Below are 14,831 nucleotides of genomic sequence, written 5' to 3'. Positions count from 1 at the left end.
ATGTAAAATAAAATGGGTATTTTATAATAAAAACCTTCATGTCTTAAAGATTGATCACAGTGCCTTTATTAAAATGAGAGTATTTTTCAATATTTCTTCATATGTAAATGAACAACAAAACTTTCATCGATTCATCATAATAAATTTCATTTTAGTGTCAATAACAATTACATCAGTAGGATTGACGAAGAACGTATACCATTCAATGTCAGGTTCTTCGTTAGGACCTGGTCCAAAGACACTGTACCCCTGTTCATTACCGTAAATTTGTTCTACGCCTTTCTCATAAACAGCAAATGTTCCACCTAGTTCATGATCAGCAGGTTGAACTTGGTAGATTCCTGGAGGAAGTTCCTTGCTCATGGGTTCACCAACAGTATGGGCACCAGGCTCCAGAACGAAGATTTTACTTTCTTGCTCTTCATTTCCCTTCTCGTATTTAGCAAGTTCTTCTTTAGTTTGAACTAGTTTTTTTTTAGTTGAAGTTAGTTGCTTCTCAAGTTCTTCATACGAAACTTTTTCTTTTCCTTGAATAGCAGCTGGAACAATTGTGGCTGCACCGACTACGATTGCTAACCCTAAACCAAGACTTGTAAATAGAACTTTCTTCGAATACTTCATTGAATGATCCCCCACGTTTTCTAAAAACCTTAAGATGAATATCGTTAAAACTAGGATAGAGAACCATAGAATTACACTTGTCTGTTTTCCAACAAATATTCATTCCTTCTCTTTGTACGTTTTTTTGCTAATAAAATATACTTGTCATTCATCTAAAACAAGATTTAAATCTCTTTGATAAGGTTCTTTTAGCTGCTCAATAATAAATGCTTGTTGGTGTTTATTAAGGCGTAAGAAATCCCTTTTATATTGACATATAATTATAAAAATCATATTTTCTAATACTCTTAATATCTGGTTAGTAATAATGTTTAGCTCACTTCGGTCTATTAACTTAAAGTCATCTAAGACCAATTTATTTGTAAAGTTATTATTGTCTGAAACGTGTGTAAAATTACACAATTGCTTGTAGTCACTTAATAACTGAGAAATTTTTCCATGTACATAATTTACTGTTTTATACTTTTTTTTCACATTTTCGTTTATCTTATATACGCCAAGTCCTTCTACGTCCTCTTTAATTTTAACTAACAGCAATCGATTGAATTCTTCAATTGATGCCCGAAGTCCCATTCTTGCAGGTTTCATATAATTTAGAGAGAGAAGATCCATGCATAGAATTAAGTCTGTGACCACCTCGTTAAAGTAACCTTTTTCGTTTGTAGTCATGGAGATTGATTTAGCCAGATCATTTAAATAATAAATTTTTCTATGAATAACCTTTAGTTTTTCTAATATATCGCTATTTGTAGTAGTAGTATTTCTATCTTTCAAATGTGATAAGTAATAATTAAAATCTTTTTCGTGGGGTTTTTGTAAAAAAATAGACCTATTCATTATTCCTACTGATTACCTTTCTCCATCTATCAATTGTATCGATAGTATTACCTTTACCCTTTTTATTTGTTTTGTTTGGTACAGTTTTAAGACCGTTATCTATATTAGCTGGTTTCTCGAGGTATAGATAAGTACTATCAATATATTTCTTTAGTTCATCCTTTTCAGATGATTCAATAATTCTTATAATCCTAGATAAAAGAAGGGTTCGTGATTTAAAAAGATAATCCAATGGATTTATTTTGAAGACTTCCTTAATAAAGCTCTTTAACTCCTCATTTCTTTTGAATAATTCCTTAGACAATAGCAATTCAGCAACAACACCCATAAATACTGCTCTATCTTCTAATTCCTGTGATGAAAAATTTTTTGAGTTAGAAAGCTTTATTTCTGATATATAATTTAATATTTTTTTCACCCTTATTCTAACTCCTTTATAAATTCTTCTGTAATTTCCACGATCCTATCTTTAGTAGTAACCATATCATACATAAAGGTTTCAATTCTTCCTGTTTCATTATATTGAAAATACAACATCTCTTTTTCAAACACCTTAATACTGTTGTATTTCTCTCTTACACTTTCTATAATTCTTCTTTGAGTAACAGAATTTGGTCTAACCATCGTAAAAATAAGGCCTAAACATTGCACCTTAGCTCTATTCATTGTATTAACATTACTTACTACACTCTGAAGTAGTTCTACTCCTAAAAGAGAATACATATCCGGTTTGACTGGTGCCAGGTAATAGTTTGAAGCAATCAAACTAGATGTTGTATAAAATGAATGAGTGGGTGGACAATCGATAAATATATAATCATAATCCTCTTCTTCTATAACTCTTTGAATGAATCCATCAAGAAGATTTTCTGTTCCTCTAGTGCTAGATTCAATCATAATAAGGTCTAAATCTCCACAAATAATTGATAAGTTATCCTCCAACGACTGGATAATATCTTGGGGAGGTACAATTTTTTCCTCAACTCTTTGAATTACGCTGGTTGTGTTCTGAAATATTTTCAGCACAGTCTTTTTCTCTTCAACTAGGTCAAGGTAGTCTTCTGAACTGCGATATTTCTCCATTAATGCTTGAGTTGTATTAAATTGTGGATCCATATCTATTACTAAAATCTTTTTATTAAAATGATTTGCTGCAGTATATGCCATGTTAAAGCATAAAGTTGATTTCCCAACTCCGCCTTTCATGTTTAAAAATGAAATTACTTTCGCCATAATGAACCCCCAATATATTTCCTATACATCTAATATTTTACATTAAATAAAGGGTTAAAAATATAAATTTTTTTAGGGGAAAATCACTTTTTAGGAAATACATAGGGTTTCAAATAAACTTCTTTCTTGAAGAAAGGAATTTGTACTGCTTAATCAAACATTTCACCATCCAATTCTTTAACGATATTCATAAAAGTTTGATTCTTAGATTTGATTGCTTTGTTCTTCATAAGAGCAACATATTCTTTGTAAGAAACGGCATCTTGACAGAAGGAATAAAAGAGGATCTAAAAGTTCAGGTGTCATAAGCAGAATCTTAAATGCTTCTTTTTGAGTGTGTTTGCCATTTTTCGTTGAACTCATAGTATCCAGGCAATTGTCTGTTGTTGTTGGATATTCTCTGTTGTATGCTTTCATATCAGTCCAACCTTTCCATGATGCTGTTTAGCAATTCATCATCTTCATCATCTTCTCCATCAAGCATATTTACGTCATTCAAAACTGATTGAGTAAGTAGCTGTCTTGAAGTTGGATCTAACTGCAAAGACTTTAGCTGAGACTGAAGTAAGTTAAGCTGAGTACTTCTCATTTGAACATATGGGGAAGCAACTACTTTCTCAAATCCTTCACGAGTCATGATTGTTTGTACTGCGCCATGCTTCACAAGACCAATTTCAATTTCATTCAATAAGTCAATTGTATTTGCTGCAGCTGCTAAAGAGAAAATATCAATGTCTTTCAAATGGAATCCGAGTCCTAAATCTTTCAAATTAGAAACTAGAGCTGCGTAAACTTTTTCATTTCTTAGAACGATATGATCTGGCAGATTCGACAAATTTGAAGATGAAAACTGCTGCTTCATTTCATGCTTCTGTTGCATGTTCTTTTCTTTTCTGTATGGATTACTATCTTGTTTAAGATGTGCCGGTTTTAGATTAATTTTATTCAGTCCTTTCTAGGTATGATACGACGGGACAGGGTTCAAAATGTACTGTGGGAAAACCGTTCACTCCACTGTTATTATCGTGGCTGTTCATCTTTTTTTCGCGGAGGTAGGCGGTTTCGTTTTGGCCAATCATTTTTTTAGAAGCCAACATTTCTGAGGTACCCATACGAAACTTTTTCACTGCCATGTGTTGTCAGTATTAAGTTGACTTTTGATAGCACCGAACTTCTACTTAGCTTCATGTCTCTTGACTTCATTGCTTCGATGTAATCATTGACCACAATCTTCACTAAAGAAAACTTAAATGCTTTCTCTCCGATGTCTGCTCTTACTGCTTCTAAACAGTTAATCTTCTCATTCATACTTCATCTATCCTTTCTCGACAAATTATTACCTCTTTCGGTTTGTTTTTTAAAAAGAAAAAGAGCAGCCGAATTAACGACCACTCAAAGTTTGTAAAATATTTAGCATAAATTCTTATAGTTTAAGCAGTGATTGTTAGTTTTGATAGTGCTTCTGGATTGTAAACAGTTCCATCCATATAAGCGTCCAGCATGAATCCGGCAGTACCGCGCAACGCTGACTCAATATCTTGAATTGTAATGATCTGTGGACCTTTCTTAACCATTACTGCGTAGCCTGATTCAACATTTCCGAACACGCATGGAACTTGTCCAACAGTGTCTCCAGCATCCAATGAATCTGTAACGATTACTTCTAAACCGATGAATGTATAAGATAGGCGGCCGTTTACTTCACCGTTCTGCATGTAGAAATGTCCTGCGCCATCTTTCAATTTAGCAAGTCTATTGAAGAATGGTCTTGAAACAATAAACGCTGAACCTTGTAGGTAATCTGGATGAATTGATGTTACAATTTCGTTCATCTTATCCAACAGTTTTACATCTGTATTTTCTGATGCCTTCGACAAAGTGAACTTGTTAATTTCTTCATTAGGAACAATACCTTTGAATTCTTCAGTAGATGTTCCACGAAGGATTGATCTTTCAACAGCTTTGAATGTACTTTTCGCCAGTCTGTTAGGAACGTATTCAGCCATATTTAAAGCAGCATCATTAATTAATTGTTTAGTAAGAGCCATATGAGCTCCGACTCGCTTCTGACTGAGTTCTACATGACCTAGAGCAATTAAACCTTCAGTAAGAGGTTGTCCTTCTCCTACGAAAGAACCAACACCTGTTGATGTTTCTCTAGCAACCTTTAATCTTCCGTGAACTGATGGGAACTTACGAGCACGAGCGAATACTGGAGAACTTTCTTCGAGCTTCTCAACGATAATGTCAGCAACTGCTTCTGGAATAACAGCTCCATTACCTGCAACTGTTTGTAGACCAAGCGCACGAGCCTCTTGAACATCACCTGCAACATATGCATTAAAAGCTTTGTTATCTAAAGTCCGTTTTTCCTCTGCTTCATTTTTGTTAGTAGTTCCATATCTGTATACTGTTTTCATTTTGTTTTGCTCCTCTTTTTTTATTTTTGATACCGGAATATCAACTTCTGTAACTAAGTCGATTCCTCGTGCTGCAATAGTACTGTCACTATAGGCAGGATCCCGAACAACGCTGATTTCAAAGAGATCAAGCTCTTCAATGGTTCGCTCATAAAGACCAGCTTCAAGATTACGCCAACTATCTTTGATAGTTCGGAAACCAAATGACATATTTTGATAGATTCTTGAATCAATCAATGTATACGCGTCCTTGCCCCAAGTCGTTGGAGCAATAGTAGCTTCCATCCATAAACCTTGTTCATCTTCTCGAAGAGTTAAAGACTTATTTCGAGTTGATGCCAGGATTTTTTCTTGTTTATGCTCGGCAAGAAAATCAATGTCTCTTGTGGCATTTTGAATTGCTCGACTGAATGCGCCTTTTGCAATCTTTTCAACGAATTTCTTTCCAGAACCTAAGACATTGCTTAGCTTTTCGGTCTTATTGACATATCCCGATACCTTCATAATTCCGTTCTTATCTGAACGTAGTTCCATATTCAGAACTCTAAGTTCGATATTTTTCTTCAAGATCTTCATCCTTTCGTTTTCTTTTTTGCTGAATGAACAGCTATCTATTTCTGTAAATAGTCATTTAAATAAAAAAAGACGTATCCGAAGATACGCCAAGGCTTTGAAAGTGAATCAAGCTTTCAAAGAACTCCTCTAATGCTCGAGAAGTCAAAGATACGAACCTAAATACGAGACCTAATAATTCTGTAAGCTATCTGTAAGATAGTTAAGTAGTCACTGCAAAAGCAGTGCCGATTTTATTAATAAGATTGCTTGTCCAAGCAATACTAAAAGTTCATAAAAGAAGAAGCCGAGACATGGAAGTGACCGGCTCATTGTGTTGCAATTAAAATAGGAAGTATTCAATGAATCTAAAGCATTAAAGAAAAACGTAAAGCTTTCAATGTCTCAATCTTGAAAGTTCTACCAATAACAAATAACTAGAAACTATAATCGAATGAATAGAGAATAATTGCACGTCTGTGCAACACTCTCTATTTTATATATACATAGGTAGAAGATCCTGTACGACATCTATTTAGCTGACTTAGAATGAAACCATATTTGTTATTGTTCTATTTTAAATAAGAAAGGTAACTTTTTTGGTTTCAGTTATTTTCAAGGATCCAATATCTTTTACCATAAGTTTCTGAGCTTCTTGCATTATCCTTTTCGCTCTTGATAACAAACGAAATATTATTTTCTTCAAAGAATGAATTGACAGTTTTCATACCGACCTTTATTGAACCGTTCTTACCTCGAAGTCCATATTTGTTACAGATTACATCCACTAATGCTTGTTGCTGTTCTTTGAAGATTTTCTTCTCAAGATAATTATCAATGATATCAAGTTGAATATAATTTTCTTTTTTTAGCTGTTCAAGATCGACATATTGAATGTTAGGAAAATATTTATCAAAGAACGCTTCAAATCCGTAAACATCCATAAACTCATACATTTCTGCTTGATATTCTAAGTAGGCTAATCCAGTTGTATGAACCCTTAGTCGAGTATATTTTTGATTACTGATTGGATCCATTATCGTATCAAGATAGAATGCTTTCATGCATTTGCTTATTACATCAATTCCATATTCTTCAATGAAATCAATTTCACCCAATCGATTATATTCGTCATAATAAAATAGCTGTTTTTCTAAATATCGCATCTTAGCTAAAATGGATCTCTTGGAAACTTTTTTATAAAATACGTTTACTTTTTGAGTTCTAACTCGTCCAGTAGATTGAACAAAAGCATCAATATCACTGATTCCATGAATAACAACAGTTTCTACAGAAGCATCCTTAATTTCAGTTGCTTCAGTCATAAGCTTTGTTGTATTTAGTACATCACATTCGAATTGTTGATTATCAGCAATCTGCTTGAATTCTAAAGATCCTTCTTGATTTCCAGAATGTAAGACCTTACTGTTTCCAATATTAAAATTTGTTGTAGTATCAAGAGAATTATGAAAAATGATAGCCTTATTTCCTTTTTCAACTTCTTTATGAACTACTGCAGCAACTGTTTCATCTTGCTCATATCGAAACATATCTTTTACTGAATTGTTGTAGTAATTCGCTTCTTTAAGTACTTCTAGCTGATTATTCCAAGGTAAGTAGTAAAGACCATCATAAGTCCCAGTCATAAAGATTTTAACTGCTTCAACGTTTTGATTTAGAAAGTTAAAAGATAGCTCTGTCTTTGTATTAAAAGAGCTGTCACTCACAAAGTAATGAGCTTCATCACAAATGATATAATCGAAACTTTTAATCATTGGATCTCTTCGTTGAATCATCTTCTGAAAACCTTGAATTGACTTTATTTCGAACATACCGCCTTTAAATTGGCGAATGCATTCTTCTTTATATTCTTCAAGATAATTTGATTGCTGCTTTAATGATTGAAGTCTATGAGATAAAAATAAAGTTCGTTTGTTATTTTCTAGTGCGAATGGAAGCAGAACGTTTCTTGCCCAGTAATTTTTGCCACTGTTCATTTCCGACCCAATTAGATAATTTTTTCCTTTTTCTAATTTTTCTACAACATCTTCTGTAATAAAATCGCTTACGTAAGTTTTACCGATCAAATTGATTCCCTCCGATTAAATAAAATTTCTTTATATATGCTTTCTATCAGAAGAAACAAAAACGTAAATCATAACAGGAAAATAATTCACAAATTATTCTTCATAAGTTCCTGGAAATAAATAAAAATAGAGCCCTCAGAAAAGGCTCTAAATCAACATTTTATAAAATTATGTATATCATTTAAAATTCCGCACTTAAAGAAAGCTAGCAATCATCAGTGTTCTTGAAGATTGCCAACTTCTTATAGCTGACTTTATGTTAACTAGCTCTGTATCTTTCATTCATTAAGATGAATAACTAATTTTGGTTAAATATGCTCATTTTTCCAGAATATAAAAATTCATTAACAATTTTAGCATCAATAAAATCAGCTTCTGTTATTCCGGGCATAAGTTCTTGAAAAGTATCGTAACCCTCAATAAATTCTTTTCTCCATCTTTTTATTTCTAAGTCTCTGTACTTCTTTTTTTTCTTCTGATTATTTGCCATTATCAATCACCTCGTCATTTGATACTGCTGTTATATGGCAAAATGAGAAAGTGTAAACTAAAAGTGAAAAAAATATTTAAGAATTGATTTAATACTCGTAAAGTTCAATAGAAACACTACTCACTAATAAAATGAGAATTTTATTTTATGGAGTACAGATGGATAATTATGTATAGTGTATTATTATAATAAAACGTAGTATGAAGAAATTTCTTGTATATGAAGGATGAGTCTAATGGTAATTACAAATGATTTTCAATGTAATGTTTGCGATAGCATTACTCGTATAAAGGTTCAACTAGGTTGGTTAGAAAATTATCCTGTTAGAATTAAATGTGGCAAATGTAATATTTCAATATTCGGCAACGTCTATTTAGACCAACAAAATGCAGGATATTCTATTAAACTAAAAAATGTAACTCCTTTAGAAGACATTGGAAAACCTGATTATTTAATTGAAGTATCTGGAGAGCTTTTGACTGAAAAAATGCGTCCATATACTGGAGATATTGATACTTTTTTCTCGCCCTTTTTCAAAAGTGGTGTCTTCTCTATGGGAGAAAATATTGAAAATTTTAAAGAAAGTACCATTAGCTTTTTAGATAAAATTGAATATGAATGGCCTACTGTAAAACGAATAAATGAATTATGGTTTAATGGCAATCATACCTACTTACCTAAAGAAATTCATAAATTATTAGATAAAACACAATTCCCGGCAGATAACGAGCTAGAATTATTACGAGCGGTTCATGTCTTAAATTTCTTGTTTACCAATGCTTTTGCGCGTAATTATTTTAAAGAAATTACTACCCACATTTTCAATGAGTTTCGAAATATTAATAATAGTAACCAATTAATTTTATTGGCAAAACATTTTGAAAGTCATTTGAATGATTATGAACAAAAATTTTTCGGTATTATCAATAAGTTTATTGAAAAATTCCACATGTTTATACCAATTTACGGATTAGACTTTTATTCAGAAAAAAATCACAAAGAAGATGTAATCAAGAAATTAGGATTAACAACTGTTGATTTTGAAGATATTAAGGATTTTTATATAGATACTTTTGAGGATATAGGTGATATTTTAAATTTAGTCGTTGCCTATAATAATTTAAAACATCGAGCAGATTTTAAAAAAATGAAAGAAAATGTAATCAAAGAAATTCTAGTCATTGAAGATTACATAAAAATGCGTAATAAAGGAAGAAAATTAGAATTTATTAATGGTGACGAAAGCTTTGATAAAATTTTTGTTTCCAAAGTTGATAATAGATTGCGAAATGCAATAGGTCATAGAAGTTATACTTATGATGTTATTACGCAAGAGATAATTTACTATCCTTCTGGCGATCCAAAAAAGGGTACCTCCGAAAGTTTATATTTAACAGAGTTTGTACTTGAATGTTTTCAGTTAATGCGGTCGTGTATTGGACTTGCAGAGATTGTTTATCAAACCCGTAAGTTTATGTATGTCAATCAAGGTATTATACCTAGAGCTTTACAAGATTACTATCCATCATCTGCAGAAAAAAGTGCCTATAGTTTTCAAGCTAAAAACAAAAAACGTTCTAGTAAAATCAAAAACAAAAAGAAAATATCAAAAAAAGCTCGTCAACAAAATAGAAAAAGGTAAGCTAAAAGGGGCCTATGTGGTCCCTTCTGTTTTTAAAAAAAATATGGATTTTATTCAAAAAAGGCCGAGCATACAGCTCGATCTCATTTAAAATGTTTAGCTGAATAACCATGTAATTGACTGTTTTTTGGTGGAACCCAACCTCTAAGAAGCAGTTTGACTCCTTCGTTTAAATACCCATCAATTTCTCTCTCTAAAAATTTTGTTGCTTCAATAATTGATTTAAAAGTTCCGATTTCTTGGTTATCCTTATAGATGATACAAGCAATCCTTCGTGCCATAACTACGCTTCCCCCATTAACTTAATCTATAAGTGATTATAGGAGTATTTTAAACTAAAATTCAATTTTATAAGGAATATAAATCAGATTTAGAAATTATTCTTCTTTATGAATTCGATTGAAGTACATATCATGTATTCCAATTTTTTCCGAAAGGAACTCTACATCCTTCTCTAAGTTAGAAAGTCGCTCTTCCATGTTTGGATTATTTCTAACATTATAATACTCGTCATACATCATATCTAATAGCTTCCAACGCTCACCATTCTCTAATTCCTTAATCATTTGGAATAATTTTTCTGCAGTCATATTAAATCATCTCCCATTTTTAATTTAAAGATAAAAACACACTAGATAATATAATTCTATTATCCGGCATATTTCTGTTTAATCAGGGTCATCCAGTATCTTCTGAAGGCTATCCGTTGATATCCCATTACCTCGTTATCTAACCTTCTTGAATTTCTTATCAACTAACGCTTATAGCTTATCTACTTTTTTATTTAATTTCTTAATCTTATTATCAATTTCTTTAATACTATCTAAAATAATATCTAGCTGTATTCCTTGTTGAATCATTAATTGCTTTAAATCAAGCTCTTTGTTCACTTGTGACTCCTTATTCAGTAAAATTTCTACTGACTTTTCCACAGTATTTCCAGGGACATTCTTTAAATGGATTAGCTTTCTAAACAACTCAACTTCATATTCAGAAAAAACAAGCTGACCTTGCTTACTTCTAGTGAACTTATAATTATTCTTTTCAAACAGGAGATAATACTTTTTTAAAACTGAAGTACTTAAGCCTAGCATAGCAGACACTTCATTAATTTTCATTATGAGCCTCCTAAGAAAAAATAAAATAATCAAACTTCTAACCAGTTAAATAAGTGACTATTTTTAGTCTTGTTGTTTGAAAGCTCGTACATCGTTTCTTTATACTCAGCAAATTCTTCGGAATGTTTATAGTCTGAGTTATTCGTGATTATTTCTAAAGACTTAAAAGCATATCCTTTAATCTTATGTAATGGTACCTTTAAATACCTGTTGCTTTCAATTGTATCATTTACAAATTTTTCAATAAGTGTATTCCATTGCTTCTTAGAATACCTTCCAATAGAAAACTTGGTATACAGTTCATTAGAAGCTTTGGTTAACAAAACTTTAAATTGATCTGATGTCAGAGGTTCCTTGTAATTACAATTGAAATTATTTATATCTTTATCTTGTTCTTTTTTATTATTTATTTTTAGGGTTCCCTTTTGGTCAGGCATGGTGTTCCCTTTGGGTAAGGGTAGGTATTCCCTTTCGTCATACCTGTGAGACTGCTTCTTGACTTTCGATTCAATAGTTAACGGTTTAATCAGGTCTTCCCTTTTGGAAGAGCTAGGTATTCCTACTAATTTAATTTCAATTTTAGAAGTGATATGAAAGTATTTCTTTGAAGGCATCCCCATTACCCTTGTTTCTATGTAGCCATGATCTTCTAATTCTTTAGCTGCTTTGAGTTGCTGTTTGTATGTGAGTGCCGTTTCTTCTTCCAACATTTCAGATGTTAAGAAGAAATATTCTTTATCATTCTTGATAGTTAACATATTCTTGCTGCTAAAACTTTCGTAACTGGAGCACAATTGGCCGAATATAATGGATCCGTTAACTGAAACCTCATGTGCAAGTTGTTTGTTATACATTACAAACCCTTTACCACTTAGAATAGATATTAACTTCATTGTTCTTCTCCCTTTGACACAACAAAGAAGACCTGTAATAATTAGAATACAGAGGTAAACCTTCTGTGTCTTGTATTTAGAGATGGTAGAGCCGCAAACTCATATACCATCTCTTTTATTAATTTTATAACACGAACACAAGCTCGTACACTTTTATAATTTAATCCCTCTTAATGCTCCATACTCCTTATGTTTCTTTTCTATATCAGATCCCCATAAGTTTACATACTTCTTTGTTATTGCTATGTCTTGATGGCCCAAAATTGCCATAAGACTAAATGCATCGATTCCTGCTACTATCATTCGTTTTGCCATTGTATGTCTAAAGGTATGTGGACTTACACGTTTAGTTATTCGAGCATCCTTACCATACTTCGTAAACCTCGTTTGTATACTATGAGGCTTCAACTCTCCATTATCTTGAGTAATAAAAAGTTTATCTGTTTCAACGTTTGCTCTGATCTTAATGTATCTCTTCAATTGCTCAACAGTAGCATCAGATAGGTAAACTGTTCTTTCAAATAAATTTTTAGTTTTTCTAACTATAATAGAATTATCGATTACATCATTTACTTCTATTCCTACTAGCTCAGATAAACGAACTCCTGTATCTAAAAATATTAATAGTATTACTTCATCCCTAAAACCAATGAATGATTTTTGTTGTCGTATTATTTTTAGCAAATTTTCTATCTCTTTATTATCTAAGGTTTCAATTGTCTTTTGTCTATCTCTTAGCAGCTTTATATTTTTCATTGCATTTTTATCAATATGCTTGTACTTAAATAAAAAATTGTAAAAAGATCTAAGCGCTCTTAAACGAGTATTTATACTTGTTACTTTCATGAATTGTTTGCTTTTTAAAATGAATGTTTCAATATCAATCTGCTGACAATCAACTAGTTGCTTATTAATAATTTTCTTCGCTGCATGGAATTCGTTTTTATAATACTCAATGGTAGCTGGTCTCAAGTTTCTTAAATAACAATCTCTAAAGAAGACTTCAAAAGCTTCATCATCTGTTATTTTTTTCTTAAGGATTAGTAATTCTTCATTTGTAAGCTTTCCTCTTCTTCCCACCACAACCTCCTACGCACACGATTCGACGCACACGATTTTGAATTATTTATGTCGTGTTAGAAAACAAAAAAAAGACCTCAACATAATCGTTGAAGTCTTGATTTCTATAGATTTTTGATACCGGTGGCCGGGGTCGAACCGGCACTCCAGAGGAACACGATTTTGAGTCGTGCGCGTCTGCCAATTCCGCCACACCGGCAAATGAAATTGTGATGGATATGGTGCCGAGGACCGGAATCGAACCGGTACGGTAGTCACCTACCGCAGGATTTTAAGTCCTGTGCGTCTGCCAGTTCCGCCACCCCGGCAAGGGTGATAATTAAAAATTGGAGGCGACACCCGGATTTGAACCGGGGATAAAGGTTTTGCAGACCTCTGCCTTACCACTTGGCTATGCCGCCTCAACTATTGGAGCGGAAGACGGGATTCGAACCCGCGACCCCCACCTTGGCAAGGTGGTGTTCTACCACTGAACTACTTCCGCAAATCGCTTTGTAATGTATCTTATGCATTAGCTGCACAAAGATGACTCTTAATGAAAAATGGCTGGGCTAGCTGGATTCGAACCAGCGCATGACGGAGTCAAAGTCCGTTGCCTTACCGCTTGGCTATAGCCCAAAACAGAAATAAAAACCCTATTAAGTAAAAAATGGGGCGACTGATGGGAATCGAACCCACGAATGCCAGAGCCACAATCTGGTGCGTTAACCACTTCGCCACAACCGCCATTATACTATATAAGATTAATTAAATTGGCAGGGGTAGTAGGACTCGAACCCACACCGGAGGTTTTGGAGACCTCTGTTCTACCTTTAAACTATACCCCTATATTCTTTTTTAAAAGTGGTGGAGGGGGACGGATTCGAACCGCCGAACCCGGAGGGAGCGGATTTACAGTCCGCCGCGTTTAGCCACTTCGCTACCCCTCCACACTGTAAGTGGTGCCGGCAAGAGGACTTGAACCCCCAACCTACTGATTACAAGTCAGTTGCTCTACCAATTGAGCTACACCGGCATTTAAGTGTAAATGGTGGCTTGGGACGGAATCGAACCGCCGACACAAGGATTTTCAGTCCTTTGCTCTACCGACTGAGCTACCAAGCCATTTTATAATTTGCAGTACAATGATGTTACATTCTTGAAACCTTCGCCCAAATTTCAGTAAGCTTAGCCGAGGAGCAGCTCAATTTGTGCGCTGATGCTTATGCTTCGAAGCTTATTCGATCGTGCTCTACCGACTGAGCTACCAAGCCATTTTATTCTTTTTAATTAAGAATGGCGGTCCCGACCGGGATCGAACCGGCGATCTCCTGCGTGACAGGCAGGCATGTTAACCGCTACACCACGGGACCATTTGGTTGCGGGGACAGGATTTGAACCTGCGACCTTCGGGTTATGAGCCCGACGAGCTACCAGACTGCTCCACCCCGCGACAATAATAAATGAAGTTTTTGTGCTGCTGTATTCAGTGGAAATGGTGGAGGATGACGGGCTCGAACCGCCGACCCTCTGCTTGTAAGGCAGATGCTCTCCCAGCTGAGCTAATCCTCCGCAGTGAAAATGATGTTGGTGACCCGTACGGGATTCGAACCCGTGTTACCGCCGTGAAAGGGCGGTGTCTTAACCGCTTGACCAACGGGCCATTTATATAAGTAGTGGCGGAGAGCAAGGGATTCGAACCCTTGAGACGGGTTACCGCCTACACGATTTCCAATCGTGCTCCTTCGGCCACTCGGACAGCTCTCCAAAATGGCTCCGCAGGTAGGACTCGAACCTACGACCGATCGGTTAACAGCCGATAGCTCTACCACTGAGCTACTGCGGAATAATATTTTCACTAGCCTGGCAACGTCCTACT

The 14,831-nt window shown here is 34.1% G+C and carries 15 protein-coding genes and 16 tRNA genes; 1 reads left to right on the top strand and 30 read right to left on the bottom strand.

Annotation, left to right across the window (positions count from 1 at the left end; genetic code table 11):
• Window positions 1-123 precede the first annotated feature (123 nt).
• From ABEQ24_RS15000 to ABEQ24_RS14960, 9 genes are all read right to left on the bottom strand, one after another.
• On the bottom strand, window positions 124-621 hold the full coding sequence (locus ABEQ24_RS15000; protein ID WP_430007528.1) for a hypothetical protein: 498 nt from the start codon (window positions 619-621) through the stop codon (window positions 124-126).
• A 144-nt stretch (window positions 622-765) separates the two neighbouring features.
• A complete protein-coding gene (locus ABEQ24_RS14995; RefSeq protein ID WP_430007527.1) occupies window positions 766-1,458 on the bottom strand; it encodes a hypothetical protein in 693 nt (230 codons plus the stop codon).
• Window positions 1,451-1,876 (bottom strand): hypothetical protein, encoded by a 426-nt coding sequence (locus ABEQ24_RS14990; protein ID WP_430007526.1) that lies wholly within the window; start codon window positions 1,874-1,876, stop codon window positions 1,451-1,453. Before ABEQ24_RS14990 ends, ABEQ24_RS14995 begins: the two co-directional genes overlap by 8 nt.
• Window positions 1,877-1,878: 2 nt before the next feature.
• Complete coding sequence (locus ABEQ24_RS14985; RefSeq protein WP_430007525.1) at window positions 1,879-2,691, bottom strand: ParA family protein; 813 nt, start codon at window positions 2,689-2,691, stop codon at window positions 1,879-1,881.
• Window positions 2,692-2,895: 204 nt separating this feature from the next.
• Complete coding sequence (locus ABEQ24_RS14980; protein WP_430007524.1) at window positions 2,896-3,108, bottom strand: hypothetical protein; 213 nt, start codon at window positions 3,106-3,108, stop codon at window positions 2,896-2,898.
• Between the two features lies 1 nt (window position 3,109).
• The gene (locus ABEQ24_RS14975) at window positions 3,110-3,571 is read right to left on the bottom strand and encodes a hypothetical protein (RefSeq protein WP_430007523.1); all 462 of its coding nucleotides are present in this window, start codon (window positions 3,569-3,571) and stop codon (window positions 3,110-3,112) included.
• A gap of 550 nt (window positions 3,572-4,121) precedes the next feature.
• Window positions 4,122-5,645, bottom strand: a complete 1,524-nt coding sequence (locus ABEQ24_RS14970; RefSeq protein WP_430007566.1) for a phage major capsid protein — start codon at window positions 5,643-5,645, stop codon at window positions 4,122-4,124.
• 623 nt (window positions 5,646-6,268) lie between these two features.
• Window positions 6,269-7,750: a DEAD/DEAH box helicase family protein gene (locus ABEQ24_RS14965; RefSeq protein WP_430007522.1), complete on the bottom strand. Its 1,482-nt coding sequence runs from the start codon at window positions 7,748-7,750 to the stop codon at window positions 6,269-6,271.
• Between the two features lie 298 nt (window positions 7,751-8,048).
• Window positions 8,049-8,240, bottom strand: coding sequence for a hypothetical protein (locus ABEQ24_RS14960; RefSeq protein ID WP_430007521.1), 192 nt, complete (start codon window positions 8,238-8,240; stop codon window positions 8,049-8,051).
• A gap of 235 nt (window positions 8,241-8,475) precedes the next feature.
• Here ABEQ24_RS14960 and ABEQ24_RS14955 point away from each other — a divergent pair, with 235 nt between their 5' ends.
• Entirely contained in the window at window positions 8,476-9,882 is a 1,407-nt protein-coding gene (locus ABEQ24_RS14955) for a metal-binding protein (RefSeq protein WP_430007520.1), read from the top strand.
• Window positions 9,883-9,965: 83 nt separating this feature from the next.
• Here the strand turns inward: ABEQ24_RS14955 and ABEQ24_RS14950 are convergent, their stop codons facing one another.
• The 21 genes from ABEQ24_RS14950 to ABEQ24_RS14850 all read right to left on the bottom strand — a co-directional run bounded on the left by ABEQ24_RS14950 (window position 9,966) and on the right by ABEQ24_RS14850 (window position 14,798).
• Window positions 9,966-10,163, bottom strand: a complete 198-nt coding sequence (locus ABEQ24_RS14950; RefSeq protein ID WP_430007519.1) for a hypothetical protein — start codon at window positions 10,161-10,163, stop codon at window positions 9,966-9,968.
• A gap of 96 nt (window positions 10,164-10,259) precedes the next feature.
• Window positions 10,260-10,472, bottom strand: coding sequence for a hypothetical protein (locus ABEQ24_RS14945; protein ID WP_430007518.1), 213 nt, complete (start codon window positions 10,470-10,472; stop codon window positions 10,260-10,262).
• Window positions 10,473-10,643: 171 nt separating this feature from the next.
• Window positions 10,644-11,000: a MerR family transcriptional regulator gene (locus ABEQ24_RS14940; protein ID WP_430007517.1), complete on the bottom strand. Its 357-nt coding sequence runs from the start codon at window positions 10,998-11,000 to the stop codon at window positions 10,644-10,646.
• Window positions 11,001-11,029: 29 nt separating this feature from the next.
• Complete coding sequence (locus ABEQ24_RS14935; protein ID WP_430007516.1) at window positions 11,030-11,893, bottom strand: hypothetical protein; 864 nt, start codon at window positions 11,891-11,893, stop codon at window positions 11,030-11,032.
• A gap of 153 nt (window positions 11,894-12,046) precedes the next feature.
• Window positions 12,047-12,973: a tyrosine-type recombinase/integrase gene (locus ABEQ24_RS14930; protein ID WP_430007515.1), complete on the bottom strand. Its 927-nt coding sequence runs from the start codon at window positions 12,971-12,973 to the stop codon at window positions 12,047-12,049.
• Between the two features lie 118 nt (window positions 12,974-13,091).
• A tRNA-Leu gene (locus tag ABEQ24_RS14925) sits at window positions 13,092-13,172 on the bottom strand.
• Window positions 13,173-13,192: 20 nt separating this feature from the next.
• Window positions 13,193-13,281 (bottom strand) — tRNA-Leu (locus tag ABEQ24_RS14920).
• A gap of 19 nt (window positions 13,282-13,300) precedes the next feature.
• Window positions 13,301-13,374, bottom strand: a tRNA-Cys gene (locus tag ABEQ24_RS14915).
• 8 nt (window positions 13,375-13,382) lie between these two features.
• Window positions 13,383-13,457: transfer RNA gene (locus ABEQ24_RS14910), tRNA-Gly, on the bottom strand.
• Window positions 13,458-13,516: 59 nt separating this feature from the next.
• Window positions 13,517-13,591 (bottom strand) — tRNA-Gln (locus ABEQ24_RS14905).
• Window positions 13,592-13,623: 32 nt separating this feature from the next.
• Window positions 13,624-13,699: transfer RNA gene (locus tag ABEQ24_RS14900), tRNA-His, on the bottom strand.
• A gap of 27 nt (window positions 13,700-13,726) precedes the next feature.
• Window positions 13,727-13,800, bottom strand: a tRNA-Trp gene (locus ABEQ24_RS14895).
• A 17-nt stretch (window positions 13,801-13,817) separates the two neighbouring features.
• Window positions 13,818-13,902: transfer RNA gene (locus tag ABEQ24_RS14890), tRNA-Tyr, on the bottom strand.
• Between the two features lie 10 nt (window positions 13,903-13,912).
• Window positions 13,913-13,988, bottom strand: a tRNA-Thr gene (locus tag ABEQ24_RS14885).
• Window positions 13,989-14,001: 13 nt separating this feature from the next.
• Window positions 14,002-14,077: transfer RNA gene (locus tag ABEQ24_RS14880), tRNA-Phe, on the bottom strand.
• Between the two features lie 172 nt (window positions 14,078-14,249).
• Window positions 14,250-14,325 (bottom strand) — tRNA-Asp (locus ABEQ24_RS14875).
• 3 nt (window positions 14,326-14,328) lie between these two features.
• A tRNA-Met gene (locus ABEQ24_RS14870) sits at window positions 14,329-14,405 on the bottom strand.
• Between the two features lie 43 nt (window positions 14,406-14,448).
• Window positions 14,449-14,524, bottom strand: a tRNA-Val gene (locus ABEQ24_RS14865).
• Window positions 14,525-14,540: 16 nt separating this feature from the next.
• Window positions 14,541-14,615: transfer RNA gene (locus ABEQ24_RS14860), tRNA-Glu, on the bottom strand.
• Window positions 14,616-14,629: 14 nt separating this feature from the next.
• Window positions 14,630-14,719, bottom strand: a tRNA-Ser gene (locus tag ABEQ24_RS14855).
• A gap of 4 nt (window positions 14,720-14,723) precedes the next feature.
• Window positions 14,724-14,798: transfer RNA gene (locus ABEQ24_RS14850), tRNA-Asn, on the bottom strand.
• Window positions 14,799-14,831 lie beyond the last annotated feature (33 nt).

This window comes from Metabacillus idriensis (assembly GCF_050483325.1).
Lineage (GTDB): Bacteria > Bacillota > Bacilli > Bacillales > Bacillaceae > Bacillus_P > Bacillus_P idriensis_A.
The sequence above is the reverse complement of the archived record's forward strand: the minus strand, read 5'-3'. Positions and strand labels throughout refer to the sequence as shown.